Source organism: Oleisolibacter albus (assembly GCF_003336875.1).
Classification (GTDB): domain Bacteria; phylum Pseudomonadota; class Alphaproteobacteria; order Azospirillales; family Azospirillaceae; genus Niveispirillum; species Niveispirillum album.
In genome coordinates, this window is the sequence record NZ_QGNJ01000006.1 from 168100 (window position 1) to 181731 (window position 13632).

Genomic DNA, 13632 nt, shown 5'->3' on the forward strand with positions numbered 1-13632 from the left:
GTCCGGCCGCCGGAGCCGCCACCGAGGGGGGATGGGCAGTACCGTGCGTGCGGTGAGACTGAAAGCGTGGGTCCTCGGCGCGGCCCTGGTCCTGGCGGCAACCCTGGGGCCGATCGCCATGGGACGGTTCCTGCCGTTCCTCAACGCCTTCGAGACCTGGGTCGCCGATTACCGCATCGCCACGCTGCGGCCACCCGCGCCGCAGCACCCCGATATCGTGTTCGTGGCCCTGACCGAGGAGACGTTGGCCCGCTTTCCCTACCGGTCGCCGGTGGACCGGGCCTTCCTGGCCGGGTTGCTCGGCACGCTGGAACAGCGGGACATCCGCGCCCTGTTCCTGGACGTACTGCTGGACAGCCCGACCGAACCGGACAAGGACGCGGCGCTGAAGCGGGTGCTGGCCGGGCTGACGGTTCCGACCGTGGTCAGCTATGGCGACGAGGCCGAGGGGCTGACCCCGAAGCAGGCCGCCTTTCTGCGGGATTATGTGCCGGCGCCGTTGCGGGCCGCGGCCAATCTCAACAAGGATCCCTATGACGGCACGGTGCGCCTGCTGTTCCCGGCCAAGCGGCTGGCCGACGGGACCCTGTTGCCGGCGGTGGCCCCCGCGCTGCTGGCCAAGCTGGGCCGCCCCGTCGTCCCGCCCGAGGACCTGCCCATCGCCTGGCGCGGCCAGCCCGACGCCAGGACCCCGCCCTTCCGCCAGTTCCCGGCGCATGCCGTGCCGCTGCTGCCGGCCGCCTGGTTCAAGGACAAGATCGTCATCGTCGGGGCCGACCTGACCGACACCGACCGGCACGCCACCCCCTTCCGCGCCGCCTTCCCCGGGCTGGAGGGCAGCATTCCCGGTGCCCTGGTCCATGCCCACGCCCTGGCCCAGCTGCTGGACGGCCAGGACCCGCCGGCGCAGGGGCCGGGCGTGCTGCTGGCGGCGACGCTGCTGGCCGCCCTGGCCGGTCTGCTGCTGGGCCGGCTGGAGGTGGGGGTGTGGCTGCGCCTGCTGATCGGCCTGACCGTCATCGCCGGCATCTGGGTGGCCGCCTTCGCCCTGTTCCGTTACCAGGACGTGATGGCGCCGGTCATCGCCCCGTCCCTGGCACTGGCCATGGCCTCGTGGATGGCCGACCTCTACAGCCGCCGGCAGGAGCGCGAGCAGAAGAAGTTCATCCAGGCCGCCTTCAGCAAATATCTGTCGCCGGTGCTGCTGGACGACATCCTGAAGGACCCGAGCAAGCTGCAACTCGACCCGAAGCGGCGCGAGCTGAGCTACATCTTCACCGACGTGGCCGGGTTCACCACCATCTCCGAGAGCATGGACGCGCTGAGCCTGGCCGACGTGATGAACCGCTATCTCGACGGCATGGTGACCATCGTCTTCCGCCATGGCGGAACGGTGGACAAGTTCATCGGCGACGCCGTCTTCGCCCTGTTCAACGCTCCGCGCGACCAGGAGGACCATGCCCGGCGCGCCGCCCTGTGCGCGCTGGAGCTGGATGCCTTCGCCCAATCCTTCCTGCAGGCCGAGCAGGCCGCCGGCCGCGCCTTCGGCATCACCCGCATCGGCGTGCATACAGGGCCGGCCAGTGTCGGCAATTTCGGCGCCGAGGCCCGGTTCGAGTACACGGCCCTGGGCGATTCGGTGAACACGGCGGCGCGGCTGGAAGGGCTGAACAAGTATTTCGGCACGCGCATCGCCCTGAGCGGCGCCACCCTGGCCCGGGCCGGGGAACTGGCGCACCGGCCCATCGGCCAGATCGTGCTGAAAGGCAAGACCGAGCCGATCCCCGTGCATGAGCCGCTGACCGCCGGGCAGGCGGACAGCGGCTTCGTCCAGCGCTACCGCCTTGCCTATGACGCCATGGCCGCCGGCGAGACGCAGGCGCTGGCGCTGTTCGAGCGGCTGGCCCAGGACCGGCCGGAGGACGGCCCGACCCGCCTGCATCTGGACCGGCTGTACCGCGGCGAGCTGGGCGACCGGGTCATCATGGCCGAGAAATAGGGCCGGCCACGGCGCTCCGGATCAGCCCGCCCGGATCAGCGGGTCCGGATCAGCCGGCGCGAACCGCCGTCGAGGGTTCCGCCACGCCCTGGTCCCCGGCAAAGCCATTGTTCAGCGCCCAGATGGCCGCCTGCGTGCGGTTGGAGGCGTTGATCTTGCGCAGCAGGCTCTTCAGGTGGACCTTGACCGTGGCCTCGGTGATGTTCAGCTGGTTGGCGATCATCTTGTTGCTGTCGCCGGACAGAAGATGGCGCAGGATCTGCACCTCGCGCTGGGACAGTCCCTTGCGGGCGCCCGAGGGCACGGGGCTATCGTTGCGGCCGGCCCGCCCGCTGATCAGAAGCGCCGCCAGATGGCTGGGGAACACCTTTTCCCCCAGCATGACCAGCCGCAGCGACTGGATCAGCGCATCGGACGACAGGTCCTTGACCAGATAGGCGTCGGCCCCGGCCTCCAGCACCAAGGACAGACGCTCGGGGCAGAGATCGCCGGTCAGCACCACCATGGGGGCGCCACCCAGCAACTGCCGCAGCCGGCGCATGCTGTCGGCCTCGTCCGGACCGCCGCCGGCCGGGTCGAGGATCACCATCTGGGGCTGGGTCCCCTGCTGCACCAGGGTGATGGCGTCCCTGAGCCCGGAGGGCTCGGCCACCACCAGAAAGGGTGATTCTTCCAGCAGCCGCTTCAATCCCTCGCGAAACAGCTTGTTGGGATCAATCAGGAAGACCTTGACCGCATCCATCTTCAACACCCCCCTATCCGGTCTGGCTGTCCGGCCCGTTTCCCCGCGGCGACCGGCCGGCCCGGCAGTCGCCATAGTGACCGGATTTTGCCGGCAGGGGGTCAACGCCGATGGGAGGTGCGCCCCTTCTTTGGAGAGGGCGCCGCCCCCCCCGATCAGACCGATCTTTCGGTGCGCGCGGTGGGCATCGCCGCATGGCTGCTGCGCGACCGGGAGACGGGGCTTGTCCCCCGGCGGCGGACACGGCATATCAAAGGCCAGAAAGTCGCACCTGGACCCTGCGCCGTATGCGGCCGCCGACGTTCCGGCGCATTTCGCTCCCGGGTCCGCATCCTGCGCCGGGGAATGTCCGCCGGGTTGACCGGTCCGTGACCCGCCGCCCCAGGGTGGCCGGGACGGACGGCCCGGCCTGGTCCAGAGTGGTTTCCATGCAGTCCTTTTCCGAACTCGGCCTTCCGGCCGCCCTGGCCGCCGGCCTGGACGCCGCCGGCTATGTCCGTCCGACGCCGATCCAGGCCGCGGCCCTGCCCGCCGCCCTGGATGGCCGTGACGTGCTGGGGCTGGCCCAGACCGGCACCGGCAAGACCGCGGCCTTCGCCCTGCCGGTGCTGAAGCAGCTGTCCGCCCGAGAGGAGCGGGCCCGGCCCGGCCTGCCCCGCGCCCTGATCGTGCTGCCCACGCGCGAGCTGGCGCTGCAGGTGGCCGAGGTGCTGGGCACGCTGGGCAGCAAGCTGCCCCTGACCGTGGCCGTGGTGCATGGCGGCGTCTCGCTGAATCCGCAGATCCGCAGTCTGAAGGCCGGTGTCGATATCCTGGTGGCCACGCCCGGCCGCCTGCTGGACCTGATGCAGCAGAAGGTGTGCAGCCTGAAGGCGGTGGAGCTGTTCGTGCTGGACGAGGCCGACCGCATGCTGGACATGGGCTTCCTGCCCGACGTGCGGAAAGTTGTGGCGCAGCTGCCCAAGCCACGGCAGACCCTGTTCTTCTCCGCCACCATGCCCAATGACGTGGCCAAGCTGGCCGCCGGGCTGCTGCACGACCATGTGCGGGTCGAGGTCGCCGCCCCCGCCACCACGGTGGAGCGCATCGGCCAGTCGGTGGTGCTGGTGGAACCGGCGCAGAAGGTGGGCACGCTGGTCGGCCTGCTGTCGGCAGCCGAGGTGGCGCGCGCCATCATCTTCACCCGCACCAAGCGCGGGGCCAACAAGCTGTCGGAACAGCTGCTGGCCTGCGGCATCGAGGCCGCGCCCTATCACGCCAACAAATCCCAGCCCGCGCGTGAACGGGCGCTGGCCGGCTTCAAATCCGGCGCCACCCGCGCCCTGGTCGCCACCGACATCGCCGCCCGCGGCATCGATGTCGACGGGGTGACCCATGTGTTCAACTTCGACCTGCCGGAAGTGCCGGAAGCCTATGTCCACCGCATCGGTCGCACCGGCCGCGCCGGACGCGACGGCATCGCCATTTCCCTGTGCAGTCCGGCCGACCGGCCGCTGCTGACCGCCATCGAGAAGCTGATCCGCCAGCCGGTGCCGCGCGCCAGCGCGCCGGTCGCCGCCGTGGCCCCGGTGCTGGTCCGCGCCCCGGCGGAACGGCCAGCACCCCGGCCGGCCGCCAGGCCGGGCGCCGCCCGCAAAGCCGCCGCCCCGAGAAAGCCGGCCGAGCGGGCCGGCGATGAGCAGCGCCGCGACGCACCTGGCCGCGATTCCGTGGGCCGTGAGGTCCTTGGCCGCGACGGCGAGACCGGGGAGCGCAAGCGCCGCCGTCGGCGGCGCGGCGGCGGACAGGAGGGGGCGTCCGTTTCCGGCGGCGTTTCCAAATCCGTTTCCGCCGCTCCGGCGGCGGCCCGGCCGAGCGGTCCGGGCACGCGCCCGGCCGGCGGCAAGCCCGGGGCCAAAGCGGCCCTGGGCAAGACGATGGCGGGCAAAACGATGGCAGGCCAACCGACGGCGGCCAAGACAGCGGTGGCCAAGACAGCGGTGGCCAAGGCCGGTGGACGCCCGGCCCGTACCGCCGAGAGCGGCAGCGGCGAATGGCTGCCGCAGTTCCTGCGCCGCCCGGCCGGGGCGGACTGATCGCCGGCGGGGGGCAGCCCTGGCGGCTCACCCCCGGCTGCGGCGCAGTTCGCTGTCGAGGGCGGCGGCCAGAGCCTGGACCTGATAGGGCTTCGGCAGCACGGTCAGCCCGTCCGCCGCCGCCACCTCCTCGCTGTAGCCGGTGGTCAGCACCACCGGCAGATCGGGCCGGATCGCACGGGCGGCCCGGGCCAGGGCCACGCCGTCGAGGGCGCCGGGCATTACCACGTCGGTGAAGAGCAGATCCACCGGCTCCCCGGCCTGCAGCAGGATCAGCGCCTCGTCGGCCGTGGTGGTGCGCCGCACGCTGTAGCCAAGATCCTCCAGCACGGCGCAGACGGTGGGCGCGACCACGGGATCATCCTCCACCAGCAGCACGCGCCAGCCGCCGCCCACGACCGCGGCCGGCACCGGCGCCACACCGCGGCGCGGCTGACGCTGCGACCGCGGCAGCAGCAGGGTCACGCGGGTGCCGCGCCCCTCCTCGCTGTCGATCCAGGCCTGACCACCGGACTGGCGGGCGAAGCCATAGACCTGGGACAGCCCCAGCCCCGTGCCCTTGCCCACCGCCTTGGTGGTGAAGAAGGGATCGAAGGCCCGCTCCCGCACGGCCGCCGACATGCCGGTCCCGGTATCGGCCACCTCGACACGGACATAGTCGCCCTCCTGCCCCCGCGGATCACCGGGACCGAGTGGCAGGTTCGACGCGGTGATGACCAGCTGGCCCCCTGCCGGCATGGCGTCACGGGCATTGACCGCCAGATTGAGCACCGCCAGCTCGAACTGGGTGGGGTCGGCTTCCGCCGGCCATAATCCAGGGGCGAAGCGCATGTCGAAACGGATGTCGGCGCGCAGCGCCCGCGACAGCAGGCCGGACATGGACAGGATGCGGTCATGCACGTCCACCGCCTCCGGCCGCAGCGCCTGACGGCGGGCAAAGGCCATAAGCTGCTGGGTCAGCTTGGCGCCGCGGTCGATGGCCTGCTGCCCCGCCGCGAACAGGGTACGGGAGCGGTCGTCATCGGCGGGGATCCGGCGGGACAGCATCTGCAGGCAACCGGACAGAGCCTGCAGCAGATTGTTGAAATCATGCGCCACGCCGCCGGTCAGCTGGCCGATGGCCTCGGCCTTCTGGGCCTGGAGCAGGGCGGCCTGCACCTCGGCGCGGCGGGCCTCGCTGGCGGCCAGGGCCGCCGTCCGCTCCCGGACCAGATCCTCCAGATGCGTCCTGTAGAGTTCCAGCTCGTCCTGGGCCCGGCGCTTCTCGGTCACATCGTGCCCCTGGACGAACACGCCGGTCACACTGCCGTCGGCGGCCACCAGGGGCTGATAGACGAAGTCGAGGTAAAGGGCGGCCGGGTCCGGGTCCCGGTGGCGCTGCAACAGGATACGGATATCCCGGCCGGAATAGGTGGTCCCGGTCCGGTAGACCTTGTCCAGCAGCTCATAGAAGCCCTGCCCCTCCAGCTCCCACAGTACCTCGCGCACGCGGCGCCCGATGATGTCCTGCCGCCCGATCAGCGACAGGTAGGCGGCATTGGCCATCTCGAAGACATGGTCCGGACCGCGGACCACGGCCATGAAGCCCGGCGCCTGGGCGAACAGGCTTTGCAGCCGGTCGCGCTCGGCATCGAGAAGCAGGTTGGTTTCCTGGACGATGCGGGCCCGCTGCCACAAATCGCTTTCCGCCTGCTGGGACGGCTGATCGCGGATCCCGCCACTTTCCGCCGCCGCGCGCAACTGCTGGAGTTCGGTCACATCGACCGTGTGCTGGAGGATCAGCGACACCGATCCGTCGCCGGCAAGCACGGGCGTGTGGGTGGCCGACCAGTAGCGCAGGTCGGGCGGGCCGCCGTCGCGGGAGATGGCGTAGGGGATCAGGGCGATGGTATCGCGCCGCCGCGTCCGCAGCACCCGCTCGAAGGAGGCGCGGAGCTGGGGTTCGTTCTCGCGGTCGGGAAAGGCCTCGAACATGCCGCGGCCGATGATCGCGTCGGCCGGATGCCCCGTCACCCGCAGATAGGCGTCGTTGGCCGCCACGATGGTGAAGGAGCAATCGAGAACGACGTAGGGATTGGGAGAGGCCCGCAGCAGCGCCCGGCAGTCGAGGTCGCTCAGGGCGCGGTCGACGACCAGCGGTTCCGGCCGGGCCGTGTCCGGCCGCGCCGGGGCGGCATCCATGAGACCTGACACATCGTCTCCCCTGTCGGCGGCCCGGCCGGCGGGCTTCCCCGCCCCGGGGCGCAGCAAAGAGCCGCTCGATCGAGCCGGCCCACGCCGCACCTTAGGCACGGCACCAGGGGGCGCCAATATCGCTTTCGGTGACACGGGACCTGGGCGGACATAGGCGGAAAAGCAGGAAAATTGCCCCCCGCCCCGGTCGGAAGCCGGTCACCCGGGCCGCGCGGGCCACCCGCCGGAACCGCAGCGGCCCGCGCGGGTGGCGGCTGTCAGTCCACGGCGGTCACGGCGCGGCGGTTGCGCTGCCATGCCTGCTCATCGGCGCCGGTCACCTCCGGCCGCTCCTTGCCGTAGCTGACAGTGGCGACGCGCTGCGCCGGGATGCCCTGGGCGATGAGGAAGGCGCGCACGGAGCTGGCGCGGCGGTCGCCCAGGGCCAGATTGTATTCGCGGGTGCCACGCTCGTCGGCATGCCCCTCGATGGTCACGTTGACATTGGGATAGCGCCGCATCCATTCGGCCTGACGCTGCAGGATCGACTGCGCTTCCGGCGACAGGTCGGTACGGTCGGTGCCGAAATAGACCCGGTCCCCCACGGACTGGGCCAGATCCTGCTGCGATCCCGGCGCGGCCGAGCCGGCCAGGGACTGGCTGCTGACCGAGGCGGTCCCGGCGGAACCGTAGGTGCCGCCGCTGCCATTGGCGCCGAACCCGTCACCGCCGCCACCGGCGGAGTAGTCGGAATCACCGGCGCTGCGGCAGCCGGCCAGAAGGAGGGAACTGAGAACGGCAACGGTGACGAAGGCCTTGCCCATCGGTGAACACTCTCTCTGAACAGCAGGACTGGGGTGAGGCGAACCTAACGCCCTGGACGAACATGACAAGAGGTCAGGACGCGACGCCGGCATGTGCAGGAGCCGGCGGTGATGCTCCCGCCTGTCGTCGTGCCGCAACTCTGGCGATAAAGAAAGGCAGAATTCGGGTGGGATTGCGGCAGAGCCGCGCACGCCCGCGAGGCGGGAGGTCAGCGGGCCGCCGGCCGGGCGGAGAGCGGATCGTCCGGCGCGTCGCTGTCCGGTCCCATCCACTCCGGCGGCCCCGGCAGGACAGGCGGATGCCGGAACAGGTCCGCCGGCACGGGCCGGACGGATTCCGCCTCGGGCAATGCCGTCGGCGGATGGCGGTGGGCCGAGGCCAGCAGACCGGTGCGCGCGGGCGGGCCGGTGCGGGTGGTGAACCCCGCCAGGGCACCGGCCCCGGGGGCGAACATGCCATCCTCCAGCCCCAGCCCCCCGGCCCAGCCGGAGTCCGGCCGGCCGGGGGCAAGCCCCCCGGGCCGCGGCCAATCGACCGCGCCGACCGGCGGCAGCGCCCCGGGTTCCCGCTCCGTGGCGGTGGCCGACCCGGCCGAGGCGGCCAGGATCAGCGCGAGGGAGAACAGCGGTCGGTGCGGCACTACGGAACGCTCCTGGAATCCGGCCCGGACAGGCTGCACCGAAAGGGAACCCGTGAAAAGAGCCGAAACGATGGCACGGGCGCCGCCAGCGGCGCGTCATCCGCAGAACAAAGCCGCGGCGATGATGGTTTCACGCCGACGGCAAAGTCGCTTTCTTGTCATCGGCCGGGTCCGGGCCGGCAGATCGGCCATCAGGCGGACACCGACGCCCTCACGCCGCCGGAACCACCACGGGCCGGGACTGGCGCAGGGTCCCGCTGTTGCTGCGGAACCAGGCGTAGGTGGAGGCCAGACCCTCCGTCAGCCCGATCCGGGCCGTCCAGCCCAGATCCGCCAGCCGCGACACATCCATGACCTTGCGCGGCGTGCCGTCGGGCTTGCCGGGATCATAGACGATGCGCCCGGACCAGCCGACCACATCCGCCAGGGTCCGGGCCAGATCGGCGATGGCGATGTCCTCCCCGGTGCCGACATTGACCGGCTCCTCACCATCATAGTGGCGCAGCAGGAACAGGAGGGCATCGGCCAGATCGTCCACATGCAGGAATTCACGGCGGGGCCGTCCCGTTCCCCAGACCTCCACCGTCTCCGCCCCGCGTTCCGCCGCCTCGTGGATCTTGCGCATCAGGGCCGGCAGCACATGGCTGGTGGTCAGGTCGAAATTGTCACCCGGCCCGTAGAGATTGGCCGGCATGGCGGAAATGAAGCGGCAGCCATACTGGCGCCGATAGGCCTGGCACAGCTTGATCCCGGCGATCTTGGCCACCGCATACCATTGGTTGGTCGGCTCCAACGGTCCGGTCAGCAGGGATGATTCGCGGATCGGCTGCTCGGCCAGACGCGGATAGATACAGGAGGAGCCGAGGAACAGCAGACGCTCTACCGCCGTCTGCCGGGCCGCCTCGATGATGTTGGCCTCGATCATGAGGTTCTCATAGAGGAAGACGGCGGGCTGGCTGTCATTGGCATGGATGCCGCCGACGCGCGCCGCCGCCAGCACCACCACGTCCGGCCGCTGGTCGCGCATCCAGTCCAGCACGGCCCGCTGGTCGCGCAGATCCAGCCGCTCGCGCCCGACCGTCAGCAGCGTGCAATCCTCCCCGGCCAGCCGACGGCAGACGGCCGCGCCGACCATCCCCCTGTGCCCGGCCACCCAGACCCGCCGTCCGCCGAGATCGAACCCGCCGCTCATGCCCTGCCTCCATGTTGTTCCGTATCGGGGTCCATGCCCGTCCCCGCCCGGGGGCCGGATGCGGCCAGCGGCGCCAGGCGCACGGCCGACAGATCGGTCCTGGCCAGCAGGATGTTGCCGGTGCGGTACTGCTGCCGGGGCACATGGGGATGCAGTCCGCTGGCAGTGACATCGAACGCCGCGTAGCCCCGGGCGATGGCATGGCCGAGAATGGCGGCACTGCTGGGCACACCGGCGATGTCCTTGTCCCCGACCTCGATGGACAGGATGGGCCCGTGGCGTGCCATGGTGCGCTCCAGCCCCTGCAGCACCTGCATCTCGGCGGATTCCGCATCGATCTTGATGAGGCTGGGGATCAGGCCGTTCTCCTCGATATAGCTGTCGAGATCGGTGGCCGGCACCGTCAGCGGCGTCGCCGTCACCGCCTGACCGGACAGGCGCGGCGCCGTGAAGCTGTTATAGGCGGAATGCGCCCAGCCGAAATCGTTGAAGGTCAGCGTCTCCCGCCGGTTCCAGGCCGCCATGCCCACCACCCGGGCCTGGGGATAGGGCGCCAGATTGCGCCGGGTCAGCGCCGCCGTGCGCGGCGTCGGCTCGAAGGCCACCACGCGTCCCTGCGGCCCGACCAGCCGGCTGGCCAGCACCGAGAAATAGCCGATATGCGCGCCGACATCGAGGAAGGTGCCGCCGGGCCGCAGCAGGCAGATCAGCGCCCGGGTCAGGTCCGGCTCGAAATAGCCGAAGCGGCAGATGGTGGTGGAAACGATCTCCGGCAGCACGCCGCGCAAGGTCTGACCGGCGAAGGTATGCAGCGTGACCTCGCGCACCACACCCAGCGACAGGGCCAGCTTCAACTGGGCCACGCCCGCCGGATTGCGGCGGAAGCGCTGGAAGCGCGCCGTCTGTCCCGCCGCCGCCTGTAACTGCTGCACCAGCTGTTCCTGTGAGGCCAGCATGCGACCCTCAATCCCGGGGGTGGACGCCATGGCGGCACCGGGCACCGCCGGACGGGCGGCAGGACGCCATGGTGCGATGCGACAGCGATCATCGGCCAAAGCGGCCGCCGGGCGCAGCAGGCAGAAGACTATCCCCCATCGGCGGGAGCCGGTTCCCCCACCCGGCGGCGGCCAGGCCCGTTTCGCCATTCGTCCGGACGGGGAGATCGGGCCGGCGGCACCCCGACCGGCACGGCCGGGGAGGCCGCGCCCCCTTCGCGCCGCCACACCGGATGCGCCGATCCCCTGGGACGGCCGCCGACCGATCTGGCGCAGCCGGGAGCGGAACCAGACGAAGACAGAGCATGTCAAGTCATTGACAGCCGCCCGCACGGATCAGAACCGAACCGATTTCAACGAATTTCAAATCAAAACGGTCGGAGAAATTTCTGCATTGCTGTCAGAACTGTGACCGTTCGTCGACATGGGGCCGTTGTCTCTGGACGCTTTCGGGGTAGCCCACTAGTGCATGGCAAAGACGAGTTACTTCTTTCGATGCACGCAGTGGAGAAGGACCCCGATCATGAGTGCGCCCCCCCCCGGCACAATCGACGCTGTGATCTATGGCGGCACCCGCTTCTGGAAGGCCGCCAGCGCCAGCACCGGCGCCACCACCGTCAGCTACAGCTTCCTGACCTCGACCCCCAGCTATTATCCCGCGGGCTGGACCGAATGGAAGGGCATGACCCCGTTCACCGCGGCACAACAGGCCGCGACGCAGGACATCCTGTCCATGGTGTCCAGCGTGGCCAATATCCGCTTCGTGCAGACGGCGCAGACCGCCACCAGCGCCGGCGACATCACCTTCGGCAATGCCAAGAACACCAGCGCCACCGGCTGGGCCTATGGGCCGGGCGTGAAGATGGGCGGCGATGTCTGGATCAGCTCGTCCAAGGCGGGCTATGACGCGCCCGTGGTCGGCACGAAATCCTATTTCGCCATCCTGCACGAGCTGGGGCATGCGCTGGGGCTGAAGCACACCGGCGATTATGGCGACGGGGAGGGTCCGTTCCTGCCCAAGGCCCAGGACAATGAGCAATACACCGTCATGTCCTACAACCTGCATCCGGGCATGGGTTCGGTGCGGCCGGCCACGCTGCAGCTGTACGACATCGCCGCCCTGCAATATCTGTACGGCGCCAACATGTCCTATCAGGCGGGGGATACGGTCTACCGCTTCGCCGGGACCAAGGATCTGATCGCCACCTATTGGGATGGCGGCGGCATCGACACCTTCGATGCCAGCGGCGAAACCGCCACCGTCTGCATCGACCTCAACGACGGGGCCTTCAGCTCCATCGGCCTGTGCGGCACCAAGGCGGCCAAGAACAACATCGCCATCGCCTATGGCGCCGAGATCGAGAACGCCACTGGCGGGGCCGGCAACGACACGCTGACCGGCAACGCCCTGGACAATGTGCTGCGCGGCGGGGCCGGCAACGATACCATCACCGGCGGCAAGGGCAACGACACCATCGACGGCGGCAGCGGCACGGACAAGGCGGTCTACAGCGACATCCGCGCCCATTACACCGTCAGCGTCCTGGATGACGGCATCCGCATCACCCACAGCGGCGACGGGAGCGACGTCGTCCGCAATGTGGAGCAGTTCAGCTTCGCCGACGGCACCTTCACCCTGGACCAGCTGCGCCCGGTCCCGCCCGTGGCCTCGCTGCCGCCGGCCCCCACAGCCCCCAGCCCGACCCCGGTTCCCGTACCGGCACCGGATGCGACCGTGCTGACCGGAACCGCCGCGTCGGAGCTGACCACCGGCACCAAGGGCGCCGACATCTTCCTCAGCAGCGCCGGCAACGACCGGCTGAGCACGCCGCTGGATGGCGCCTGCGACCTGTTCGTGTTCAGCAAGGGTTTCCAGGGCGACCGCATCTTCAATTTCGAACTGGGCATCGACAAGCTGGACCTGACCAGCTTCGGCATCGACAGCCTGGGCGACGGACGCCTGTCCCTGGCCCAGGGTGGGTCCGGCGTGCAGCTTGACCTGGGCGGCGGCGACAAGATCGTGCTGAACGGGATCAGCATGACCGATCTGCTGAAGCATGACGTGCTGGTGCCGCACGACCAGGGCTATTTCCTGACGGCCTGACCCCGCCGGGTCATTCCGCGACCCGGCCGGGACCCGGCCGGGCACGGGACCGCAGGCTGCGCTCCAGCCCCCGCAGCGCGCCCAGCCACAGACGGGCGAGGTTGCGGGGCACGAAGCGCCAGGGACAGCAGAGCAGCACGAAGACCGAGAAATAGACCGGATTGGCCGGCGCCTTCTTCGAAAAGAGCTTGGCCAGATAGTCCCGTGCCGACCCGGCCTGGATGCGGTGCAGCCCCGTGGTCCCCAGATCGACTTGGAGCTGGAACGCGTCCGCCAGCTGGAAGGCCAGGCCGCGCCGGTGGGCACGGATGGTGAATTCATAGTCGGACAGGTAATGGGGCAGCAGCCGGGGCCGGAAGCCGCCGGTTCCGCGGAAGTCCCCCAGCCGCAGCACCAGCCCGCGGGTGGAAAAGCAGGTGATCTTCTCCGGCGGCGCCTGGAAGTCGAACTGCAGGCGCCGCCAGTCCACCTGCACTCCGGCCGTCGAGGGCCGCCCGGTGCGCAGGTCGAAGGCCCGGGCCAGCAGCATGGACCGGGGCCGCAATAAAGTGGCCGCCTGTTCCAGGAAGGCCGGGCCGATGCGGGTATCGTCGTTGAGGATCAGCACCAGATCGTCGGCCCGGCTGCTGCCGTCGTGCAGGCGCCGGCAGAGCGTGCGATAGGCCAGATGCAGCGCCCCGCCCCACCAGAGCGTGCCGTCGCCCTGGAGCACGACCGTTCCCGGCAGATGGGTGCGCACCATGTCGGCGGTGCCGTCGGTGCTGCCGTCATCGACCAGGAACAGGGTGAAGTCCCGCCAGCTCTGACGGCAGAGATCCAGGATCAGACCTTCGGTGACGGTGCGCCGGTTGTGGACCGGGACCACCACATGGATGTGCGTGCCCATGG

Annotated in this window: 10 protein-coding genes; 3 read left to right on the plus strand and 7 right to left on the minus strand. The window is 70.2% G+C overall.

Annotated elements, in window-relative coordinates; all coding sequences use genetic code 11:
* The first annotated feature begins 43 nt into the window (after window positions 1-43).
* Complete coding sequence (locus tag DK368_RS10425; RefSeq protein ID WP_162305973.1) at window positions 44-1999, plus strand: adenylate/guanylate cyclase domain-containing protein; 1956 nt, start codon at window positions 44-46, stop codon at window positions 1997-1999.
* Window positions 2000-2048: 49 nt separating this feature from the next.
* Here DK368_RS10425 and DK368_RS10430 read toward each other — a convergent pair whose 3' ends face one another.
* Window positions 2049-2741: a LuxR C-terminal-related transcriptional regulator gene (locus tag DK368_RS10430; protein WP_114393990.1), complete on the minus strand. Its 693-nt coding sequence runs from the start codon at window positions 2739-2741 to the stop codon at window positions 2049-2051.
* Window positions 2742-3169: 428 nt separating this feature from the next.
* Between DK368_RS10430 and DK368_RS10435 the strand changes: the two genes are divergently transcribed.
* Complete coding sequence (locus tag DK368_RS10435) at window positions 3170-4816, plus strand: DEAD/DEAH box helicase (protein ID WP_114393886.1); 1647 nt, start codon at window positions 3170-3172, stop codon at window positions 4814-4816.
* A gap of 27 nt (window positions 4817-4843) precedes the next feature.
* Here DK368_RS10435 and DK368_RS10440 read toward each other — a convergent pair whose 3' ends face one another.
* The 5 genes from DK368_RS10440 to DK368_RS10460 form a co-directional block, all read right to left on the minus strand.
* On the minus strand, window positions 4844-7009 hold the full coding sequence (locus tag DK368_RS10440; protein ID WP_155524544.1) for a PAS domain-containing protein: 2166 nt from the start codon (window positions 7007-7009) through the stop codon (window positions 4844-4846).
* Between the two features lie 257 nt (window positions 7010-7266).
* A complete protein-coding gene (pal, locus tag DK368_RS10445; protein ID WP_114393888.1) occupies window positions 7267-7812 on the minus strand; it encodes a peptidoglycan-associated lipoprotein Pal in 546 nt (181 codons plus the stop codon).
* A gap of 209 nt (window positions 7813-8021) precedes the next feature.
* On the minus strand, window positions 8022-8453 hold the full coding sequence (locus tag DK368_RS10450) for a hypothetical protein (RefSeq protein WP_114393889.1): 432 nt from the start codon (window positions 8451-8453) through the stop codon (window positions 8022-8024).
* A 211-nt stretch (window positions 8454-8664) separates the two neighbouring features.
* Window positions 8665-9645, minus strand: coding sequence for a GDP-L-fucose synthase (fcl, locus tag DK368_RS10455; protein WP_114393890.1), 981 nt, complete (start codon window positions 9643-9645; stop codon window positions 8665-8667).
* On the minus strand, window positions 9642-10601 hold the full coding sequence (locus DK368_RS10460; protein WP_114393891.1) for an FkbM family methyltransferase: 960 nt from the start codon (window positions 10599-10601) through the stop codon (window positions 9642-9644). The genes fcl and DK368_RS10460 overlap by 4 nt, the downstream gene beginning before the upstream one ends.
* Before the next feature lie 562 nt (window positions 10602-11163).
* On the opposite strand from DK368_RS10460, the gene DK368_RS10465 reads away from it, so the two are divergent.
* Window positions 11164-12744 carry a M10 family metallopeptidase gene (locus DK368_RS10465; RefSeq protein ID WP_162305974.1) on the plus strand — a complete coding sequence of 527 codons (1581 nt, stop codon included), beginning with the start codon at window positions 11164-11166 and terminating at the stop codon, window positions 12742-12744.
* Window positions 12745-12754: 10 nt separating this feature from the next.
* On the opposite strand, the gene DK368_RS10470 is transcribed toward DK368_RS10465, so the two are convergent.
* Window positions 12755-13630: a glycosyltransferase family 2 protein gene (locus DK368_RS10470; protein ID WP_162305975.1), complete on the minus strand. Its 876-nt coding sequence runs from the start codon at window positions 13628-13630 to the stop codon at window positions 12755-12757.
* Window positions 13631-13632: the final 2 nt, after the last annotated feature.